Source organism: Burkholderia sp. IMCC1007, assembly GCF_027257875.1.
In the GTDB taxonomy this organism is placed as follows: domain Bacteria; phylum Pseudomonadota; class Gammaproteobacteria; order Burkholderiales; family Burkholderiaceae; genus Burkholderia.
In genome coordinates this window covers 27,816-48,862 of sequence record NZ_JAPVQY010000005.1, presented here as the reverse complement: position 1 = coordinate 48,862, position 21,047 = coordinate 27,816, and the positions used below count along the sequence as shown (strand labels likewise).

The window sequence follows — 21,047 nt, the reverse complement described above, 5'->3', positions numbered from 1 at the left end:
TCGTCGTTGCCGACTTCAATGTTCAAAACAGTTCGAGTTCGCCCGCTTCAACCATCGGCCCCACGTCCTGCACCGATTCGCGGAAATCCTCCGGCGACCAGCTCAGGCTGAACACGAAACGCTGGTCGAGCTGCACCGATCGCCCCGATGCCCGGTCGGTCATCCGGTACTTGAAGCAGAGCTGCGGACAGTCGCCGCCGAACGAAATGAACTTCTGCTTGTGGTTGACGACGAGCGGCACCTGCACCGGATGGCGGGCAAGCGCCTCCGCGTCGCCGAGATAGCGGTTCTTGAATGCACCCCACACGAGGTTCGTCAGTTCGCCGAGCACGCTGTTCACGTCGCGGAAATCGGGTGCGCGGCCGTCGTCGCGCGTGCCGCCGATCATGTCGAGCAGCGGCTGCTCGCTCGTCTGCAGCAGCATGTAGCCGCGGCACCACGCGCTTTCCAGCGCGATCAGGCTGAACACCTCGCCGAAGATGATCTGGTCGCGCACGATGCACGGCGTGTCGCGCTCGATCGCGAGGCCCGGGAACAGGCTGTCGAGCCGCGCCTCGGTGATCTCCGCGATGCCGCGCACGAGCGCATTCGGGTAGTCGCGGCCGAACAGGTATTCGTCGATCGCGCGCTTGAGCGGCGTCAGGTCGTCGGCGCCGTAGGCCGCGCATGCGACGCGCGCGAGTGCATCGGGCAGCCCGTCGTGCGATGCGGCAGACGTACGGCGCAGGATGATCGGCAGCTCGGGGCGCAGCGCGTCGATCTGCGTCGCGATGATCGCGCTCTCGGCCGGCGAGCCGCCGTAGTCTTCGGCGAGCAGGATCGCGCCGAGATCGATGTTCGAGCGCAGCACCTTCAGCAGCCGGTTGCGCCGCACGGTCAGGCCGACCAGATTGTGCTCGTCGCAAAAGCGCTTGATCGTCGCGGCATGCTCGCGGCTTTCGTCGAGCACGAGCACCTTGCTCACGGGTTGGTCATCGGTCATCTCGCGCAATCCTCGGTATCGGTCAAAATAGTTCGAGCTCGCCGCCCGTGTCCACCGCGGCCGCTTCCGGCACGTGGAAATCGACCGGCGCGTTCGCGCATACGCACAGCGTCGCGCCGATCCGCACGTCGCCGCCGAGCGTCACGTCGTACGCCGCCACGTGATCGGGATTCAGCGCCGGCAGGTAATCGATGCTCGCGCCGCTCAGCAGGTACGGCGTCGACATCCCGAGATCGGGAAACGGCGCGATCAGCGCCTGGTTGATCGCGCCGCAGCACAGGTTCGCGATTTCCATGAACGCCTCGGGCAACGGCCGTTGCGAGCTTGCGCCCGGCATTGCGGCGGCGAAATGACGGCGCGTCGCATCGTCGTCGCGAAAGCGCAGCGCGAGCAGCAGCCGGAAGTGCAACGCGGAAATCGTCAGCACCGCGACGTGCTCCGGCACCTTCGGCGTCGAGCGCGACTTCGCGCGCGACGGATCGTGCGATGCAGCGTGTGCATCGTCGTCGTCGGCGGCGGCCGGCCGGATCTCGCACGCGCCGCCGGCTGCGAGCCGCGTGCGCGCCGCATCGAAGAAGATCCGCTCGAAGCCGGCCCGGGCCTGCGCACTGATCACGCCGCCGCTCCTTCGAGCCGCGCATGCAGTTGCCCCGCAAGCGTCTCGACGGTCGCGAGCGCGGCCGTGATCATCTTGCCGCCGGCCTGGATGTCCTGGAACGTCGCGGCCGTCACGAGATCGTTGCGGTTCAGGCTGTCGCGATAGCTGTTCGACAGTTGCTGCGAGCGCGCGGCAAGCCCGCGCACCTCGCTCGCGACGATCGAGAAGCCGCGTCCGGCGGCGCCCGCGCGCGCGGCTTCGATCGATGCGTTCAGCGACACGATCGACACGTGCGCGACGATCGCCGACAACTCCTGGTTCTTCGTGCGCATGTCCTGGTTCTGCGTGGTCAGCGAGATCATCTGCTCGTGCCAGCGCTCGAACGTGCCGGCCAGTCCGCGCAGCCGCGCAGCTTCGTCGGCGAGCTTCGTCGCATGCTGCGACAGCGCGGCGCGCTCGGCCGCGAGCGCCTGCAACGCGTCGTGCTGCTCGGCAGCGCCGGCCGTTGCGCGTGCAAGCGCTTCCTCGAGCGCCGCTTCCCGCTGCGCCCATGCGTCGGCCGCGTCGGCATGCGCTGCCGTCGCCGCAGCAGCGCGCGCGTCGGCCGCGCCGAGCGCGTCGCGCAACACGTCCGCTTCGCGCGTCATCGCAGCGACGAGCCGCGCGCGCGCCATCCGGCACACGATCGCGGCAAGGGCCGCGACCACCAGGCCGCCTGCCAGCGCGGCACCGATCGGGATCATCCACGCTTGCACGGTCACTCCGTTGCGTCGGCGTTCGCGACGCCAGCGGACACATGCGCGGCTTCGTGCGTGGCTTCTTGCGCGGCTTCGTGCGCCCCGCCGTTCGCCGCAAAGCGCTCGGGCAGCGACACGATCGTCTGGAAGGCGCGATACGGCGCGCCGACGCAGTCGTCGGTGAAGCGCAGCGCGATATCGCCGCCGTCGCGCTTCAGGAAGTTGCGCACCGCATCCATCCCGACGCCGCGCCCCGACACTTCGGTCACTGAGCGCGCGGTCGAGAAGCCGGGCCGGAAGATCAACTCGGCAACGGCCTCGTCGGACAGCGCCGTTTCGTTGTCGTCGTCGATCCAGCCGCGCTCGCGTGCGATGCCGCGAATGCGGTCGAGCGCGAGGCCGCGACCGTCGTCGCCGAGCACGAAGCGCAGCGCACCGTTGTCGACGTCGACCGCGATGTCGATCGTGCCGGCCGGCGCCTTCCCTGCCGCGCGACGCTCGTCGGACGTTTCGATGCCGTGGTCGACCGCATTGCGCAGCAGGTGCATGAACACGTTCTTCAGCGTCGCCGCGATCTCGCTGCGCACGCGATGGCCGTGGCCGTTGACATGCACGACGGGCGCCGGCTTGCCGAGTTCGGCCGCGAGCGACGGCAGCGACTCGATCACGCCGCCCAGCGTTTCGCCGATGCCCTGCGTGCCGAACTGGCTCAGCAAACGGCGCACCGAATCGCGCGCCGCGTGCCAGTCGCCCGCGTTCGCCGGATCGGCGTGGTCGAGCATGCGCAGGCTCTCGCTGATGTGCGCGCGTTCGACCATCAGATAGTCGGCGCCGCCATGCTGCGCCGGTTCGCCGTGGCGGCCGAGCGTGACCGCGTTGATCGTCGCGTAGTGATCGACGGCCTCGCGCACGCGGGACAGGTCTTCCATCAGCGCGTCGCGGTTCCACTCGGGGCCGCCGTCCACGCGGCGCAGCGATTCGTACGCCTGCTCCGCTTCGTGGACGATGTTCGTCAGGTGCTGGAGGCTGTAGGTGCGCGCATTGCCCTTGATCGTATGCATGTTGCGGAACAGCGCCGCGACGATCGAATGATCCGCGCGTTCGTGCTGGCGGATCATCCGCTCGTTCTCGCTGAGGAAGCCCTTCGCGCTGTGCACGAAGTCGTGGAACTTGTCCTGGCTGATCGACAGGATCTCGCCGATCATCTCGAGACGGCGCTGCTGCTCGCCGGCCTGCGCGGTCAGCTCGCGGATCTCGGTCACGTCGCGCACGCACAGCATCAGGCGCGCGACCGTATCGGTCTCGTCGGTGATCGCCGACCAGCTCAGGTCGAGCCATTTCTCGCGGCCGTCCGGCATCCGCTTCGCGACTTCGTTGACGAGCAGATGCGCGTTGAACGCGAAATTCATGCTGTCCTCGCCGAGACACGCATGCACGGCCGCATCGATCTGCGAGCGCGCGTCGGAGCCGATGCTCGAATCGTCGAACACGAGCGCCATCAGGTCGCGGCCCGCGATGTCGCTCGTCTCGAAGATGGTTTCGAGGTAGGCCGAATATTCCGCATGCACGACGCCGCCTTCGACGACGGTCAGGATCCCTTGCTGCATGTTCTGCAGCATGGCCTGGATGTCGGCCGTCTTCTGCTTCAGTTGCGCGGCGTTCTCCTGGATCTTCTCGATCATCCCGTTGAACGCGACGATGGAGTGACCGATCTCGTCCATCCGGCCCACCGGCACGCGGCGCGTGAAGTCCTGGCTCGTCGCGATCTCGCTCATCATCGTCTGCATCCGGCTCAGCGGACGCGTGATCTGGCGATACAGCACGAAGCCGAGCGCGGTCAGCAGCACCACGACGGTGCCAGCCACAACGGCGATCGCGGTCGCCGTGGTCGACAGCATCCCGTTCAGCGCGCGGATCGCGTCGTCCTTCTGGCGATTCTTCTCGACCCGCAGCGTGTCGACGATGCTTTCCAGTTCGTCGCGATACTGCGCGACGTTCGCGAACAGGTAAGCCTGCGCCATCTCCGGCTTGCCGTCCGTCTTCATCTTCACGGTATCGTCGATCGCCGAGAAATAGTTCGTCGCGCTGTCCTTCGCCTGCGCAACGAGGCCTTCCTGCGCGTGCCCGACGGCGGACTTCGCCTGCGCGTCGAGCGCGGCGCGCAGTGCGCGCTGCTTCGCCTTCAGCTCGGCGCGTGCCTGCGCGGCGGTGTTCGCGTCGGGCGCGTAGACCAGCGTCATCGTCGCGATCTGGATGTTCTTCACGTCGGCGACGAGATCCGCCGATGCGAGCGCGCTCGGCACGATTCCCTGGGTAACCTGACGCACTTCGGACGCGCTCTTGCGCGTCTGGTACACGGCGTATACGCCGATCGCGGACAACGCGAGAAACGTCAGGACGACTAGCAGCGTAATGCGATGACGGATGGTCATGAGTACAGCTCCCCGCAGCGATCCGGCTTCGATCGCCCCTTGGCCTGTTGAAAGAATGTGAGCGGCGAATTATCGGGGATGGTGTATGACGGTCCGATGACTGAAAATCAATCAGTCATTGAGGAAATCGCAATGATTAATTGCAACGAGAAAAGGCTAAAGTTTTTGCGGAATTTGCCGTTAACTTCCGGTCTACCCCGCTCCATCGGGCCTCCCGGCCGACCAAGCGCGTCGAATTGCGGATATTCATTCTTATACTCATGATCCGCGAACTTGATCCGATCGAATATCGGTAAAACGTTTGCGCATTATCCACGGGTCGCATTCTTTCTGAATGTCTTTACGCGTGACGCAGAATCGAATGCGCGGGCTGTCGCCAACCCGCGCCGCCGTCGCTCAGGGATCGAGCGCGCCGCCCGACCAGCCGGCCGACGGCCGCGAGCCCGTCAGCTTCAACGCGACGTCGCCCTGCGCGACCAGCCGCTCGCGATTGCGCGTGACGATGCGCCCCGCCTGCGGCGCGACCAGCACGTGCTCGCTGCCGGGCACGCCGGGATGCGCGACGATCCGCGCAATGCGTTCGCCGGCATCGACCATCGCGCCGAGTTCGCGCTCGTACACGAGCACGCCCGACACCGGCGCGAGCACCGTCTCCATGTGCGCGATCGGCACGGCCGCGCCGCGCCATGCGTGCACGCCGGCCGGCTCGGCGATCACGCCGCGGCCCCGCAGGAAGGCAAGCAGGCCGTCGGCATCGCGCTCGGCGAGCGCATCGGATACGTCGGATTGCCCGCGCAGCTCGACGGTCGCGACGAGCCGCTCGCGCAGCGTGCCGCCGCGCGCCCAGTGCGACGCGATCGCGCCTTCGAACGCGCCGTCGTCGTCCTCGTCCCACAGGATCGCGACATCGGCATCGAGCGCCGCCGCGAGATCGCGGCCCGCGGGCCATAAATCGTGGTGAAAATACACGTACGGCAGCGCGTCGGAATCGGTGTGCAGGTCGAGCACGATGTCGGCGTCGCATGCGGCGTCGAACAACGTGCGCTGCCACGCGGCGAACGTCGTCGCGGGCCGGCGCGCGGCGGCCGACTCATGGAAATGCCGGTTGAAATTGCGGTGCGTCGCATCGTGGAAGCGGCCGAGCAGCCGCCCTTGCCGGAACTGCGCGAGCCCGAGCGGGTTCGCCTGCGGAACGACCGTCACCGTGCCGCGCAGCACGCCGCGGTCATGGGCCGCACACAGTTGCGGCAGCAACCGGTGCAGCACGAGCATGCCGGCGATCTCGTCCGCATGCACGCCGGCCTGCAGGTGCACGCGCGGCCCGTCGCCGCCCGACAGCCGCCACGCGCGAATCGCGAGCGGCTGCCCGCCATCGCCCGGCACCGGCCATGTCAGCGTTTCGATCATCGTCTGCCCTCCATTCGAAGCCACCCGTGCATCACGACGCCGCGCGCAGGCTCGCGACGAATGCCGCGATGCGCTCGCACGCGTCGGCCAGCGTCGCATCGTCGACGACGAAGCCGAAGCGCACGAAGCCGGACGCAGTATCGCCGAATGCGCTCGCGTCGAGCAATGCGACCTGCTTCGCGCGGAACAGCCCCCACGTGAACGCGTGGGCGTCCAGCCCCGTGCCGCGCACGTCGACCATCATGAACATCCCGGCCTCCGGCAGCAGGCAGCGCAGCCCCGGCACGTCGCGCAGGCGCGCGTAGGCCAGGTCGCGGCGGCGCCGATACAGCTCGCGCATGCCGGCGACGATCGCCGCCTTGTTGTCGAGCGCGGCGACGGCCGCCTGCTGGATGAAGCCCGGCAGCCCGTACAGCATGCACAGCGCGAGCCGCTCCGCGTGCTCGATCAACTCGGTCGGGCCGATGGCCCAGCCGACCCGCCAGCCGGGCATCGCATGCGACTTCGACAGGCTGCCGATCGTCACCGTGCGTGCGGCCATCCCCGGCAGCGATGCGATGCCGACCATGTCGCGCTCGAACGTCAGTTCCGCGTAGACCTCGTCGGACACGACCCACAGATCGCGCTCGCACGCGAGCCGCGCGATCCGTTCGAGATCGGCGCGCGGCATCACGACGCCGGTCGGGTTGCACGGCGTCGCGAAGAAGATCGCCTTGGTGCGCGGCGTCACCGCCGCCTCGAGCGCGGCGAAGTCGAGATGAAAGCCGCGCGACGCATCGACGGGCACCGGCACGAGCGTCGCGCCCGAGGCGCGCACGCTCGCTTCGTACGTGAGGTACATCGGCTCGGGCACGATCACCTCGTCGCCGGCCTCGCACAGACACATCGCCATCGCGAACAGCGCGTTCTGCGCGCCGGCCGTCACGATCACGTGCTCGGCGCCGACCGGCTGCCCGGACGCTTTCGCATGCTCGCGCGCGATCGCCGCGCGCAGCTCGGCGCGCCCGCGCACTTCGCTGTAGTGCGTATCGCCGCCGCGCAGCGCGGCGACCGCGCGCTCGACGATCACGTCGGGCGTCGAAAAATCCGGATCGCCGACGCTCAGGATGATCGCCGGCTGCCCTGCCGCGACGGCGCGCTGCGCCGCGTAATGAATGTCCCATGCGGTCGTGCGCTTGCCCTGCAGGCGATCGACCAGCTTCGAATAGTTCATGCGTTCTCCATCGCGCGGCGCCAGGCAGCGGCCGCGCCGTCAGTGGTTCGTTCAACGCGGCATGCGCACCGGCACTCGCCGCTCGAGCCGGCCGAATGCGCGTTCGATCGCGAACGCCAGCACGACGTAGATCACCGCGATCGCCAGCAGCGGCTCGTAGGTCCGCAGCGTCTGCGCACGAATGTAGTTCGCGGCGCCGAGCACGTCCATCACCGCGACGGTCGATGCGAGCGCGGTCGATTTCAGCAGCATCACGGTCTCGCCGGCCAGCGTCGGCAGCAGGATCTGGATCGCGCGCGGCAGCCACACGCGCCGCGCGATCAGCGACGGCCGCATCCCCATCGCGCGCGCCGCCTCGATCTCGCCCTTCGGCACGCCGCGCAGGCCCGCGCGCAGCACCTCGCCGACATACGCGCCGACGCTGATCACCAGCGCGAACGCGACATACCAGAAGCCGTCGCGCAGGAACGGCCACAGCACGCTGTCGCGCAATGCGGGCCAGCCGGCGAACAGCGAGCCGACGCCGTAGTAGATCAGGTAGATCTGCACGAGCAGCGGCGTGCCGCGGATCACTTCGGTGAAGGCCTTGCTGACGCGCGCGACGACCGGATTGCCCGACAGCCGCGCGAACGCGACGGCGATCGCGAGCGCGAAGCCGAACCCGGCCGAGATGACGAGCAGCTTGACGGTGGTCAGCACGCCGAGCAGCAGCAGCGACCCGTAGGAGGACAGTACGCTCAGATCCATGACGTTGATCCGGTTCGATCGAAAAATCCGTGGAAAGACGCGACGCGGTTCACGATGCGGGCATCCAGCGGCCGAAGCGCCGCTCGATCTCGCGGAACAGCATGCCCGACAGCGACGTGATCGCGAAGTACACGGCCGCGACCATCAGGTAGTAGTGCAGGTACTCGCGCGTCGAGCCGGCCGCCTGCTTCGCGGTGTAGAGCAGCTCGCTGTAGCCGACCACGCTGATCAGCGCGCTGTCCTTCACGAGGATCAGCCACAGGTTCGTGAAGCCGGCCAGCGCATACGGCGCCATCGCCGGCAGCGTCACGCGCCGGAACACGAGTGCCGGCGATGCGCCGAACGCGCGCGCGGCCTCGATCTGCCCGTACGGGATCGCGAGGATCGCGCCGCGGATGATCTCCGCCGCATACGCGCCCTGCACGATGCCGAGCACGATCACCGCCGCGGCAAAGCCGTTGACCGCCACCGGCCCGACGCCGATCGCCGTCATCAGCAGGTTGATCGCGTCGGTGCCCGCGTAATAGAGCAGCAGGATCAGCAGCAGTTCGGGCACCGCGCGGCACACCGTCGTGTAACCCTGCGCGAGCCGTTGCAGCACGCCCACGCCGGACAGTTTCGCGGCCGCGCCCAGCAACCCGAGCACGACGCCGACGACGAACGCGCCGAGCGAAATCTCCAGCGTGACGCCCGCGCCCTGCAGCAGCGCGACGCCCCAGCCGTCCGGATCCATGCCCAGGTAGCCCACCCATCCCCAACCGTCCATGCCGCCTCCTCCTGTTCCGTGCGTGGCGCGCGTCTGCGCGTATCCGGGCGATCAGTGCGGCCAGAGGTCGATCGGGAAGTACTTCTTCGCGATCTGCGCGTACTTGCCCGATGCGTGCAGCTGTTCGAGCGCCTGGTCCATCTGCTGCTTGAGCGGCGCATCGGCCTTGCGCATGCCCGCGCCGACGCCGTAGCCGAAGATCGCCGGATCCATCTTCACGCTGCCGGGGCCCTTCAGCTCGAACGCGGAACCGTCCTTCGACTTCAGGAAATCGAGAATGCCGAGCTGGTCGAGGTACATCGTGTCGATGCGGCCCGCGACGAGGTCCGAGTTGCAGTCGTCCTGCGTGTTGTACAGGCGCACCGTCGCGGTCTTGCCGTACGCCATCTTGATGAATTCGGCGTTCGCGGTGGAGCCCTGCACGCCGATCACCTTGCCCTTGAGGCCGTCCGGCGTCAGCGTGAGCTTCTGGTTCTTCGCGCCGACGAACGTGCCCGGCGTCTCGTAGTACGGCCGCGAGAACGCGATCACCTTCTGGCGCTCCGGCGTGATCGACATCGAGTTGAAGATCACGTCGATCTTGCCGCTCTGGAGCGCGGGGATGATGCCGTCCCACGCGACTTCCTTGATCTCGCACTTCGCGTTCATCTGCTCGCACAGCGCGCGGATCAGGTCGGCCTCGAAGCCGCTCCACTGCCCGGTCGGGCTCTTCATCAGGAACGGCGGATACGGCTCGGCGGCCACGCCGAAACGCAGCACGCCCGGCGACGCGTGCGCGGAACCGAACGGCGCGAGCGCCGCGACAACGAGACTCAACAGACACAGCAGATTGCGTACGACGCGTTTCATGGTCGGACTCCTTGCGGGAAAGATAGGGATCGGTGGGACCGGCATCGGGCGACCGGCATCGGTCGGGACGGCCGCGCACGCATGCACGGGCCGTGCCCGCGGTTCAGTTGCGTTGCCGATGTGCATTGACGAACTGACGGCAGCGTTCGCTCTGCGGCGCATCGAAGATTTCACGCGGCGTGCCGCTCTCCTCGACGCGCCCTTCGTGCAGGAACAGCACCTTGTTCGACACGTCGCGCGCGAACGCCATCTCGTGCGTGACGAGAATCATCGTGCGGCCTTCGCACGCGAGATCGCGAATCACCTTCAGCACTTCGCCCACGCGTTCGGGATCGAGCGCGGAGGTCGGCTCGTCGAACAGCATCACCTTCGGCCGCATCGCCAGCGCGCGCGCAATCGCGACACGCTGCTGCTGGCCGCCGGACAGGAATGCGGGATAGACGTTGCGCTTGTCGGCGAGACCGACGCGCTCGAGCAAGTGCTCGGCGCGCACGATCGCTTCGGCGCGCGGTTCGCGCAGCACGTGCACCGGCATCTCGATCACGTTTTCGAGCACGGTGCGGTGCGCCCACAGGTTGAAGCTCTGGAACACCATGCCGAGGCGCGTGCGGATGCGCTCGACCTGGCGCGGATCGGTCGCCACCGTGCGACCCTTGCGGTCGACTTTCAGCCCGATCTCCTCGCCGTCGACGACGATGCGCCCACGGGTCGGCGTCTCCAGCAGGTTGATGCAGCGAAGCAGCGTGCTCTTGCCCGAGCCGCTCGCGCCGATCAGCGAGATCACTTCGCCCTCGTGCGCGCTCAGCGACACACCCTTCAACACCTCCAGCTCACCGAACCGCTTGTGCAGGTCCGTCACCTGCACGCGCTCCTCGACGGCTGCCTTCACGCTCTCCACCCGCGCCAACATGCTGTCTCCTGTGTCGAATTCTCACGCCCGTCCCGCGCGGGATCGCGGCGTCTTGTTGAATGGCCGACCAACCTCATGCGGAGTCGAGTATAGGCCCTGTTGAACAGTGGTTCAACAGATTTCAATAATCTGCGAGCAAGGGTTTTCGCGGGTTCCGTCGCTGTAATTGAACAAGCGTCCGACACTCCCCTATAATCGGTGCCATGACGATTCCGTAAGGTCACTCCGTGAAAAAGACTCCTGGCAGCGCACCGGTTCAGACCCGCAGCCGCGGCATCCGAGAAACGCCCGCCGTGCGGCAGCAATCGATCATCGACGCGACGATGCGCTGCATCGCGCGCTACAGCTATTCGGAAACCACGATCGACCGCATCTGCGCGGAAGCGAAAGTGTCGCGCGGGCTGATCAACCATCACTTCCAGTCGAAAGACGAGCTGATGGCGCAGACCTACAAGCGGCTCGCGGCCGACCTGCTCGACGTGTCGCGCGCGGCCGCCGCGAATGCGGCGGGCCCCGAGGACAAGCTCGACGCGATCATCAAGGTATGTTTCGCCGCGCCGGTGTTCACGCCGAAGAACGTGAAGGTATGGCTCGGCTTCTGGAGCGTCGCGCACAGCGACCCGGTGATCCGCAAGGCGCACAAGGAGCTGTACGCCGGCTACCGGCAGGCGCTGAAGAAGCTGTTCGACCAGATCGCGGAAGTGCGCGGCGGCAGCGTCGACAGCGATCTCGCCGCGCTGACGCTGACGGCCGTGATCGACGGGTTCTGGCTCGAACTCGCGCGCGACCCGACATCGTTTACCGCGGAAGACGCGCTGACGAGCTGCCTGCGCGTCGTCGATTCGTTCCTGCCGCCGCCGAAGACGGCGCGCAAGCGCGCGTAACGGACGTCATGCACCAGGCCGCCGGCGCGTGTCCGGCGGCGGACGCTACGGCCTCGCACTGCGAGGCCGTTCGCGTTTTCAAGCCGCGCGAATCTCGATCAGATATGGCGCATCGTGAGCGGCCGCTTCATTGAGCGCACCGGCCAGCGACGCGCCCTCTTCGACGCGCTGCGCGCCCCATCCATACGCGCGCGCGATCGCGACGAAATCGGGCGTATGCAGATCCACGCCGACCGGCTCGACGCCACCGTCGACCATCGCCCGCTTGATTTCCCCGTAGCCGCCGTTGTTCAGCAGCACGACGATCACGCGTGCGCGATGCTGCACCGCGGTGCCGAGCTCCGCGAGCGTGTACTGGAACCCGCCGTCGCCGGCGATGCAGACCACCGGCCGCGACGCATCGCCGAGGCTCGCGCCGACGGCGGCCGGCAGCCCGTAACCGAGCGAGCCGAAGCCGACCGACGCGTTGAACCAGCTGCGCGGGCGCGGTGCAGCGAAGCCGACGTTGCCCGCGTAGACGATGCGTGTGGAATCGCCGACGATCGCCGCATCGGGCAGCGCGTCGCGCACGCCGTCGAGCAGCGCGAGATCGCGCCGCATCTCGTCGTTCAGTTCCTGCCGCGCCGCCGCACGGCACTTCGCCGCGCGCTCGGCACCGTCGCCGCCGCCGTCGCCGTGCACCCGTAGATCGGCCGGCCATACGCGCCGCAGCGCACGCAGGGTTTCGCCGACGTCGCCGAGCAGCGGCAGCGCCGGCACCGCGTTGCGGCACAGCTGCTGCGGATCGATGTCGATCCGCACGAGCGGCGCGGGCATCGAGAAGCTGCGCGTCGCATACAGGTCGTAATCGGTCGGCCCGAGCTCGGTGCCGAGCGCGACGATCAGGTCGCTGTCGCGCATCAGCGCGCGCACCGCGTCGCTCGATGCCGACCACGCGATGCCGAGCGGATGCGCGGGCGGCAGCACGCCGCGTCCGTTGATCGTCATCACGACCGGCGCATCGAGCGCTTCCGCGAGCCAGCGCACGTCGTCGGCCGCGTCCAGCGCGCCGCCGCCCGCGAGGATCAGCGGCGCGCGTGCGGCGGCCACCTTCGCACGCAGCGCGTCGATGCCGTCGGCCGATGCGGGCCCCGGCGCGATGCGCGGCGGCACGGCCGGCACCGGCGGCAACGTGTCGGCGGGCGCCGCGAGCACGTCGAGCGGAATCTGGATGTGCACCGGGCGCGGCCGGCCGCCCGAAAACACCGCGAACGCGCGCGCGATCGCCTGCGGCAGCGCGTCGGCGCGCGGCACCGTGTAGCTGAACGCGGCGACATTCTCCGCGAACGCGTGCTGGTCCGGCAGTTCGTGCAGATGGCCGTTGCCGGAGCCGATATCGCCGGACGCGTTGACGCTGGAAATCACCAGCATCGGAATCGAATCCGCATACGCCTGCGCCATCGACGTCGCGATGTTCGTCATCCCCGGGCCGGTGATCACGAAGCACACGCCCAGCTTGCCGGTCGCGCGCGCGTAGCCGTCCGCCATGAAGCCGAGGCCCTGCTCGTGGCGCGCGCTCACGTGGCGCAGCGTGCTGCCGGCCAGCCCGCGGTACAGCTCGATCGTATGCACGCCGGGAATGCCGAACACGGTGTCGACGCCGTATGCGGCGAGCAGGTCGACGAGGTACATGCCTACTGTTTTCATTTCGCTTCCATCATCGAGGATAGGTTTCTGGATCACGCTTGCGCCACCGGCGATGTCAATGCGCGAGCCCCGGCAACAATTCGCGCACGCCCTGCGCGAGCATCTGGAACGCGATCGCGGTCAGCACGATGCCCGACAGCCGCTCGACCAGCGTCCTGCCGATCTCGCCGAGCCGGCGGCACCACGATGCCGAGCACGCATACGTGAGCCCGATCACGCCCGCATGCAGCACACACGCCGCGCTCAGCGCCAGCAGGTCGGCGGGCGTATGAAAGCGTGTCGCGGTCGTGATCACGAGCGACATCACCGCGCTGCCGATCGACAGCGGGAAGATCAGCGGCACCGCGATGTAGTTGCGCCACTGCGCATACTCGAGCCGCGTGTCGCCGCCGCTGCGTTCGTCGTTCGCCGTGCCGCGCATCATCGGGATCGACCACAGGCACAGCACGAGCCCGCCCGTCAGCGTCAACGCACCGAGCGTGAGGCCGAGCATGCGCAGCAGGAACTGGCCGCTCCACACCGCGCCGACCATCAGCGCCGCGATCCATCCGAACAGCCTGAGCGCGATCTGCCGCTGTGTCACGTCGGGAAAATGCCCTGTGACGGCCGCATACATCGGGATCGCGACCGGCGGACAGAACAGCGTCAACAGGCCGGTCAGGAACAGCAGCACGTCGCTCGACGTCAGGGTCATCGCTGCAACTCACATGCGGTCGGGTGATTGAAAAACGCAGCGGCATCGCGGCCAGCTCTCGCGCTCATTCCTGCGCGGCTTCCTGCGGCGCGCGCTCGCGCGGCCGCATGTCGCCGTCGAAATCGTCGAGCGTCGGAAACGCCATCGGTTCGAGCCGGTCGAGCTGCGCGAGGTACGCGTCGTACCGGTCGAGCACGGCCGCGCGTTCCGCATCGCCGATATACGGCACGTGATAGCCGACGAACGACGGCAGCACGTCGAAGCCCGCGTAACCGAGCGTGCCGCGCAGCACGTGGCGCAGCATCAGGTCCATCTCGCCGTGCACACCGTCCGCGCCGAACATGTAGTCGCGACCGCCGCACGTGTACGCGAGCAGCGCGCGCTTGCCGCGCATCCCGCCGCGATCGTAGAAGCGCACGCCGCCGTACACCTTGCCGGACACGAGCACGCGGTCGATCCAGCCCTTCATGATCGCCGGCACCGAGCACCAGAACAGCGGGAAGCTGAGGATCAGCAGATCGCATGCGGCCAGCTTGTCGAGCTCCGCCGCGATGTCGGGCGCGATCGCATGCGCGGCGACGTTCTCGCGCTGCTCCAGCGCATAGACGAGATAGTCGGGGTTCTTGCGCACGCCGAAGTCGGCCGCGCTCGCCACCGGATTCCACTGCATCGCATACAGGTCGGACACCGTCACGGTATGCCCCTGCGCCTCGAGCGTGCTCACCGCGCGGTGCAGCATCGACGTCGTGAACGACTGCGGCTCGGGATGGGCGTGAACGATCAGGACTTTCATGGTGCGATTTTTCTCCGCAACGTAACGTTGAAGGGTTGAATTCAGACGGACCCGGCCGCGCGCTTGCGCAGCAGCGACAGGCCGATCGCCACGCAGGTCGCGACGAGCAGCAGCGTGGACACCGACGCGATCGCCGGATCGACGTTCTCGCGCATCCCGTCCCACATGCGGCGCGGCAGCGTATATACGTGGCGGCTCGAGATGAACAGCGTGACGACGAGCTCGTCCCAAGACAGGATGAACGCGAACACCGCGGCCGACAGCACGCCCGGCCTGATCGACGGCAGGATCACGTAACGCAGCGTCTGCGCGACATTCGCGCCGAGGCTGCGCGACGCCTGCTCGATCCGCAGCCCGACGGTCGCGAGCGACGCGGACACGGCTACCACCACGTACGGCACCGACAGCACGACGTGCGACAGGGTCGCGGCCGGGAAACTGTCGAGCATGCGCAGCTCGCCCCACAACCGGTAGAACGCGAGCGCCGACACGATCGGCGGCACGATCAGCGGGAACAGGATCACGCCGCGCACGAACTCGCCGCGCTTCGACGCGACCTTCCACAGCCCGATCGCGCACAGCGTGCCGAGCGTGACGGAGATCGCCGACGACACCAGCGCGATCACCGCGCTCTGCACGAAGCTCGACAGCCAGCCGTCGTCGTCGAGCAGCGCGCCGTAGTGCCGCAGCGACAGCGTGCCATCGGGCATCGACAGGTAATCGCTCGGCGTCAGCGACACCGGCACCGACACGAGCAGCGGCAGCATCAGGAACAGGATCGCGGCCCATGCGATGCCGACCACCAGCGCGCGTCCTGCGGTCATTCGGGTTTTCATCGGTTCGTTCTCCGATCGGTCAGCGCGCGCCGAACAGCTCGCGCAGGTCGACGAAACGCGCAAGCAGCGCGAGCGCGGCCAGGATCGACGCCAGCAACAGCGACGCGAGCGCCGCCCCGCTGCCCCAGTTCACGAGCTGCAGGATCTGCGTGCTGATGTATTCGGCGATCATCACCGTGCGGCCGCCGCCGAGGATCACCGGCGTCACGTAGAAGCCGAGCGAGAAGATGAATACGAGGATCGCCGCGCCGACGATGCCGGGCCGCGTCTGCGGGAAATACACGTTGCGGAACGTGACGAACGCCCCCGCGCCGAGCCCCTGCGAAGCGCGTGCGAGCTGCGGATTGATGCCCTTCATGTTCGCGTACAGCGGCAGCACCGCATACGGGATCATGAAATGGATCATCCCGATCACGACGCCGATCTCGTTGCGCATCAGCGGCAGCGGCGCGTCGATCAGCCCGATGCGCATCAGCAGCGTGTTGACGAGCCCTTGCTCGCCGAGCAGGAACAGCCACGAGAACGCGCGCACCAGCACCGATGCCCAGAACGGCACGAGCAGCCCGAACATCAGCGCCATCCGCTGGCGCGGGCCGACGTGCGCCATCGCATACGCAATCGCATAGCCGAGCGCGACGGAACCCGCGGTCGTGACCGCGCACACGCGCAGCGTCGTCCATAGCACGCGATGCACGCCGTGGTTGTCGAGCAGCCGCGCGTAGTTCTGCAGCCCGGGCTCGGGCACGGTGAAGCCGAGCCACAGCACGCGCACGAGCGGATACACGTACAGCACGATCAGCACCGCGAGCAGCGGCACGACGAGCAGCCAGTAGCGATCGGCCTTCGCACGGCCGAGCGGGACGGTGCCCGCGACGGGAGTAGACAGGGTATTCATGGGCTCATGCTCACGCGGCGGCAGTTCAGGACGACATCAGGTCGGTGTACTGCGCAAGCGTCGCTTCGTAGTGCTGCGCCCACCACTCGGGATTCACCTTGCACTGCTTCGCCCAGTTCTCCGGCGTGCCGGGATTGTCGGCGCGCAGCGCCTGCGGCACCGCCGCGGTCGCGGCCGGCGTGACCGGCCCGTTGCCGAGCAGCGACAGCAGGCGCACCTGCGGCTCGATGCCCTGCACGAACTTGATGAACTGCCACACCGCATCGCCCGACGGATTGTTCTTCGGCACGCCCCACACGTCGCACGACGCGAGCCCCTGCTCCCACGTATAGCGGAACCGTCCGTTGCTCTCGCGCTGGATCACGTTCGCACGCGTGTGCCAGATGCACGCCATGCTCACTTCGCCGCTGCGCAGCAGTTGCAGGCTGTCCGCGCCCGAATCCCACAGCAGCACGTTCGAGCGCAACTCCTTCAGCTTCTTCAGCGCGCGCGGCACGTCGATCGGGTAGACCTTGTCCTTGTCGACGCCGTCGGCCATCAGCGCGGCTTCGAGCGCGCCGCCCATCCACTTCCAGAGCCCGCGCTTGCCCGGAAACTTGCCGACGTTCCAGAAATCGGCCCAGTTCTTCGGCGGATTCGCGCCGAACTTGCGCGCGTCGTACGCGAGCACGTAGCTCAGCAGATACGACGGCGCGCCGAAGTCCGACGCGAGCCCCGGCAATGCGTTGCGGCCGACCACCGAATAATCGATCGGCCGCAGGAAGCCCTGCTTGCCGAGCTTGATCGCCGCGAAGCCGTCGAGATCCATCACGTCCCAGATCACGTTCCGGTTCTCGACCATCGCCTTGATCTTGCCGTCCTCCGGCGACGAGTCGTAGCCCATCCGGATCCCGCTCGCCTTCGTGAACGGATCCATGTACGCGGAGCGGAACGCCGAACGCGCTTCGCCGCCCCATGCGCTGAGCACGATTTCCTTCGGGTTCGACGCCCGTGCGTCCTTCGCGCCGAGCGACAGCAGCGTCGGCGCGATGCCTGCGGCCGCGCACAGCCGCAGGAACTCGCGGCGGCGCTGCGACGTCGCGGGTTGAAGGTCGCGTACTTGGTCGAGCAGGTCCTGCAGATAGCGGTTCGTCATGGTGTCTCCTCCAGGCTGGACAGCGCCCGCACGCGTGTCGTTTGTCGTCGTTTCCGGGCACCGGTGAATCGGTGATTCGGTGAATCGGCCGCCGACGGCGGCGCACGCCGCGTCGTGCGGGATGCAAGCTTTGCCGCGTCAGTCGGCCGCGATCCGGCAGGTCGCGTCGCGCTCCCACTGCACGAACACGTCCATGCCGGTGCGCGGCGACGCGAGCCCGCGCCACGCAGGCACGTCCGCCGTCATGCAGCCGAGCGCGGACGTGTCGATCTCGAAGCGGTACGACGAACCGAAGTAACTCCAGTGACGAATGCGCCCCGCCACTTCGTTGTGCGCGCCACCACATGACGTCGCCGATACGGCGATCTTCTCCGGGCGCAGCGCGAACAGCAGCGTGTCGTCGGCGCGCGCGCCACATGCGGGCGCGACGAAGCGCGCGTCGCCGACGCGGTAATGCGTCGCCGTCGCATCGCCGCCGAGCGCGACGCCTTCGATGAAGTTGCTCTTGCCGAGGAAATCCGCGACGAAACGGTTGGCCGGCTGTTCGTACAGCCCGTCCGGCGTGCCGATCTGTTCGAGCCGGCCGTCGCGCATGATCGCGATCCGGTCCGACATCGACAGCGCCTCTTCCTGGTCGTGCGTGACGAACAGGAATGTCGCGCCGAGCCGTTCGTGCAGCGCCTTCAGTTCGACCTGCACCTCGCCGCGCAGCTTGCGGTCGAGCGCACCGAGCGGTTCGTCGAGCAGCACGAGATCGGGATCGAACACGAGTGCGCGCGCGATCGCGACGCGCTGCTGCTGGCCACCCGACAACTGGCGCGGCAGGCGATCGGCGAGATGGCCGAGCCGCACCAGATCGAGCGCGGCCTTCACGCGCTTCACCGCGTCGGACCCCTTCTGCTTGCGCACCATCAGCGGATACGCGACGTTCTGTTCGACCGTCATGTGCGGAAACAGCGCATAGCCCTGGAACACCATCCCGAAGTTGCGCCTCTCCGGCGGCAACGCGACGATGCTGCGGCCGCCGACGCGCAGGTCGCCGGTACTCGGATGCTCGAACCCGGCGACGATCGTCAGCAGCGTCGTCTTGCCGGAACCCGACGGCCCGAGGATCGTCAGGAACTCGCCGCGCGGAACGTCGATCGTCGTTTCGCGCAGCGCATGCACGCTGCCATAACGCTTCGACACGCGGTCGATCTGCAGCCCCGCACCGCTCGCGCCGCGCGCCGTCGATGCCGTGCGCGCCCCTGCCGCAGCAGGTCGCCCCGCCTCCACACCTGCCGACGTCTCCATCACCACGCTCATCGTGTGTCTCCTGGTCGACTCACAATTGGGTTGAACGTTCATTTAACAGAACTTATACTATGCCGAAATGCGGTCCGCAAGTAGCGGCGACCCTTGCCGGCTCTGACACAACCCGACACACAACGACCAGGAGACAGTGATCAGCATGAGCAACGAGGACATCCGAATCGAACGGCACGACGGCGTCGTGACGCTTCGACTGAACCGCCCGGCGAAGCGCAATTCGCTCGCGCGGCCGCATCTCGACTTTCTGCGCGAGACGCTCGACGCGCTCGCGCAGGATTCGTCCGTGCGCTGCGTCGTGCTGACCGGCACCGGCAGCGCGTTCTGCGCGGGCGCGGACGTCGACGAATGGGCCGAAGCCGAGCGCAACGGCGAACTGGACACATACGGCTGGAGCGAGCGCGCGCACCGCTTCGTGCAGGTGCTGGCCGCGTTTCCGCGCCCCACCGTCGCCGCGCTGAACGGCTCGACGGTCGGCGCGGGCACCGACATCGGCTTCGCGTGCGACTTCCGCATCGCGAGCACGGCCGCGTCGCTGCGCTGCGGGTATACGGGCATGGGCTACAGCCCGGACATGGGTGGAAGCTGGTTCCTGCCGCGTCTCGCGCGCCCCGACGTCGCCCGCCGCTTCATCTTCCTCAACGAACGCTGGAACGCGCAGGACGCGCTCGCGGCCGGCCTCGTGTCCGAAGTCGTGGATGCCGATGCGTTCGCGGAACACGTCGCCGCATTCGCCGCGCGTCTCGCGCAGGGCCCAAGCGTCGCGTTCGGCCATACCAAGGCGCTGCTCGCGCAGTCGCTCACCCATACCCTCGCCGAGCAACTGCGCGGCGAGCTGGCAGCCTGCGTCGCGTGCGGTCACAGCGAGGACGGTCAGGAAGCGCTTCGCGCGTCGGTCGAAGGTCGCGCACCTCATTTTGTCGGGAGATGATCGATGGATTTTTCGCTGACCCAAGAGCAGGACATGCTGGTGACGTCGCTGCGTCAGTTCGTCGAGAAGGAACTGCAGCCGCATGAATTCGCGGTCGATCGCGCGGACGACGTGCCGCCCGAGCTCGCGGAATCGATCCGCCGCAAGTCGCTCGAACTCGGCTTCTACGCGTTCAACATGCCGGAAAGCGCGGGCGGCCCGGGCCTCGACTACGTGACGCAGGCGCTCGTCGAGCGCGAACTCGGCCGTACGAGCTGGGCGCTGCACGTGTTCGTCGCGCGGCCGAGCAAGATCCTGATGGCGTGCAAGGGCGACCAGATCGAGCGTTACCTGAAACCGGCCGTGCGCGGCGAGCGCGTCGACTGCTTCGCGCTGACCGAACCGGGCGCAGGCTCCGATGCGATGGGCATCCGCACCCGCGCGGTGCGCGACGGCGGCGACTACGTGATCAACGGCAGCAAGCACTTCATCAGCCATGCGGACACGGCCGACTTCGTGATCCTGTTCGCCGTCACCGGCGAAGAGGAAGTGCGCGGCCAGAAACGCAAGCGCGTGACCTGCTTCCTGATCGACAAGGACACGCCGGGCATGACCGTGCGCCGCGGCCCGCACTGCACGAGCCTGCGCGGCTATCACCAGTCGGAGATCTTCCTCTCCGACTGCCGCGTGAGCGCCGCGCAGATCCTCGGCGAAGAGCATCGCGGCTTCGAGCTCGCGAACGACTGGCTCACGGCCGGCCGCGTGATGGTCGCCGCGAACAACATCGGCCGCGCGCAGCGTGCGTTCGAGATGGCCGCCGAATGGGCCGCGACGCGTCACCAGTTCGGCAAGCGCATCGGCGACTTCCAGGGCACGTCGTTCAAGCTCGCGGACATGCAGACCGAGATCCGCGCGGCCGAACTCGTCACGCTCTACACCGCGCAGAAGCTCGACCAGGGCACGATGACCGACGGCGATGCCGCACTCGCGAAACTGCTCGCGACCGAGACGCTCGGCCGCGTGACCGATCACGCGGTGCAGATCTACGGCGGGATGGGGCTGATGGACGAACTGCCGATCGAGCGCTTCTGGCGCGATGCGCGCATCGAGCGCATCTGGGAAGGCACGTCCGAGATCCAGCGCCATATCCTGTCGAAGGAAATCCTCCGCCGCTACAGCTGACGCGAACCGTCGCGCCCGCCACCCCCGCGCGCCGTACCCAAAGGCCACAAAAGACCGAAGCGACCCCCCTCAGGGCGGGCCCC

At 67.8% G+C, this 21,047-nt stretch carries 20 protein-coding genes; 3 read left to right on the top strand and 17 right to left on the bottom strand.

Translation table 11 applies throughout. The annotated features are described in order from the left end of the window. Window positions 1-22: 22 nt before the first annotated feature. The 10 genes from O1Q03_RS07065 to O1Q03_RS07020 form a co-directional block, all read right to left on the bottom strand. Complete coding sequence (locus tag O1Q03_RS07065) at window positions 23-982, bottom strand: chemotaxis protein CheX (protein WP_269502425.1); 960 nt, start codon at window positions 980-982, stop codon at window positions 23-25. Window positions 983-1,004: 22 nt separating this feature from the next. Then, window positions 1,005-1,598: a hypothetical protein gene (locus tag O1Q03_RS07060; RefSeq protein WP_269502424.1), complete on the bottom strand. Its 594-nt coding sequence runs from the start codon at window positions 1,596-1,598 to the stop codon at window positions 1,005-1,007. After that, the gene (locus O1Q03_RS07055; RefSeq protein ID WP_269502423.1) at window positions 1,595-2,335 is read right to left on the bottom strand and encodes a methyl-accepting chemotaxis protein; all 741 of its coding nucleotides are present in this window, start codon (window positions 2,333-2,335) and stop codon (window positions 1,595-1,597) included. The genes O1Q03_RS07060 and O1Q03_RS07055 overlap by 4 nt, the downstream gene beginning before the upstream one ends. 2 nt (window positions 2,336-2,337) lie before the next feature. Continuing rightward, window positions 2,338-4,749, bottom strand: coding sequence for an MCP four helix bundle domain-containing protein (locus O1Q03_RS07050; RefSeq protein ID WP_269502420.1), 2,412 nt, complete (start codon window positions 4,747-4,749; stop codon window positions 2,338-2,340). A gap of 396 nt (window positions 4,750-5,145) precedes the next feature. Next, complete coding sequence (locus O1Q03_RS07045) at window positions 5,146-6,156, bottom strand: succinylglutamate desuccinylase/aspartoacylase domain-containing protein (RefSeq protein ID WP_269502419.1); 1,011 nt, start codon at window positions 6,154-6,156, stop codon at window positions 5,146-5,148. Between the two features lie 31 nt (window positions 6,157-6,187). Then, complete coding sequence (locus O1Q03_RS07040) at window positions 6,188-7,369, bottom strand: pyridoxal phosphate-dependent aminotransferase (RefSeq protein WP_269502417.1); 1,182 nt, start codon at window positions 7,367-7,369, stop codon at window positions 6,188-6,190. Between the two features lie 51 nt (window positions 7,370-7,420). After that, window positions 7,421-8,116 carry an ABC transporter permease gene (locus O1Q03_RS07035; protein ID WP_269502415.1) on the bottom strand — a complete coding sequence of 232 codons (696 nt, stop codon included), beginning with the start codon at window positions 8,114-8,116 and terminating at the stop codon, window positions 7,421-7,423. A 49-nt stretch (window positions 8,117-8,165) separates the two neighbouring features. After that, on the bottom strand, window positions 8,166-8,882 hold the full coding sequence (locus O1Q03_RS07030) for an ABC transporter permease (RefSeq protein ID WP_269502414.1): 717 nt from the start codon (window positions 8,880-8,882) through the stop codon (window positions 8,166-8,168). Window positions 8,883-8,933: 51 nt separating this feature from the next. Then, window positions 8,934-9,731 carry a transporter substrate-binding domain-containing protein gene (locus tag O1Q03_RS07025; protein WP_269502413.1) on the bottom strand — a complete coding sequence of 266 codons (798 nt, stop codon included), beginning with the start codon at window positions 9,729-9,731 and terminating at the stop codon, window positions 8,934-8,936. A gap of 103 nt (window positions 9,732-9,834) precedes the next feature. After that, window positions 9,835-10,641, bottom strand: a complete 807-nt coding sequence (locus tag O1Q03_RS07020; RefSeq protein WP_269502411.1) for an ABC transporter ATP-binding protein — start codon at window positions 10,639-10,641, stop codon at window positions 9,835-9,837. 227 nt (window positions 10,642-10,868) lie between these two features. On the opposite strand from O1Q03_RS07020, the gene O1Q03_RS07015 reads away from it, so the two are divergent. Next, on the top strand, window positions 10,869-11,525 hold the full coding sequence (locus tag O1Q03_RS07015) for a TetR family transcriptional regulator C-terminal domain-containing protein (RefSeq protein WP_269502410.1): 657 nt from the start codon (window positions 10,869-10,871) through the stop codon (window positions 11,523-11,525). A gap of 78 nt (window positions 11,526-11,603) precedes the next feature. On the opposite strand, the gene O1Q03_RS07010 is transcribed toward O1Q03_RS07015, so the two are convergent. The 7 genes from O1Q03_RS07010 to O1Q03_RS06980 form a co-directional block, all read right to left on the bottom strand. Next, complete coding sequence (locus tag O1Q03_RS07010; RefSeq protein ID WP_269502409.1) at window positions 11,604-13,211, bottom strand: 5-guanidino-2-oxopentanoate decarboxylase; 1,608 nt, start codon at window positions 13,209-13,211, stop codon at window positions 11,604-11,606. Window positions 13,212-13,266: 55 nt separating this feature from the next. Then, window positions 13,267-13,905, bottom strand: coding sequence for a MarC family protein (locus tag O1Q03_RS07005; protein WP_269502408.1), 639 nt, complete (start codon window positions 13,903-13,905; stop codon window positions 13,267-13,269). A 64-nt stretch (window positions 13,906-13,969) separates the two neighbouring features. Next, window positions 13,970-14,698, bottom strand: coding sequence for an NAD(P)H-dependent oxidoreductase (locus tag O1Q03_RS07000; protein ID WP_269502407.1), 729 nt, complete (start codon window positions 14,696-14,698; stop codon window positions 13,970-13,972). 41 nt (window positions 14,699-14,739) lie between these two features. Then, window positions 14,740-15,522, bottom strand: a complete 783-nt coding sequence (locus O1Q03_RS06995) for an ABC transporter permease (protein ID WP_269502406.1) — start codon at window positions 15,520-15,522, stop codon at window positions 14,740-14,742. A gap of 31 nt (window positions 15,523-15,553) precedes the next feature. Continuing rightward, window positions 15,554-16,429 carry an ABC transporter permease gene (locus tag O1Q03_RS06990; RefSeq protein ID WP_269502405.1) on the bottom strand — a complete coding sequence of 292 codons (876 nt, stop codon included), beginning with the start codon at window positions 16,427-16,429 and terminating at the stop codon, window positions 15,554-15,556. 25 nt (window positions 16,430-16,454) lie between these two features. After that, on the bottom strand, window positions 16,455-17,564 hold the full coding sequence (locus O1Q03_RS06985; protein ID WP_269502404.1) for an ABC transporter substrate-binding protein: 1,110 nt from the start codon (window positions 17,562-17,564) through the stop codon (window positions 16,455-16,457). Between the two features lie 138 nt (window positions 17,565-17,702). Continuing rightward, the gene (locus O1Q03_RS06980; RefSeq protein WP_269502403.1) at window positions 17,703-18,869 is read right to left on the bottom strand and encodes an ABC transporter ATP-binding protein; all 1,167 of its coding nucleotides are present in this window, start codon (window positions 18,867-18,869) and stop codon (window positions 17,703-17,705) included. A gap of 145 nt (window positions 18,870-19,014) precedes the next feature. Here O1Q03_RS06980 and O1Q03_RS06975 point away from each other — a divergent pair, with 145 nt between their 5' ends. Together O1Q03_RS06975 and O1Q03_RS06970 are read left to right on the top strand one after the other, a co-directional pair. Further along, window positions 19,015-19,803, top strand: coding sequence for an enoyl-CoA hydratase/isomerase family protein (locus tag O1Q03_RS06975; protein WP_269502402.1), 789 nt, complete (start codon window positions 19,015-19,017; stop codon window positions 19,801-19,803). 3 nt (window positions 19,804-19,806) lie between these two features. Then, on the top strand, window positions 19,807-20,964 hold the full coding sequence (locus O1Q03_RS06970) for an acyl-CoA dehydrogenase family protein (protein WP_269502401.1): 1,158 nt from the start codon (window positions 19,807-19,809) through the stop codon (window positions 20,962-20,964). The last annotated feature ends 83 nt before the right edge of the window (window positions 20,965-21,047 follow it).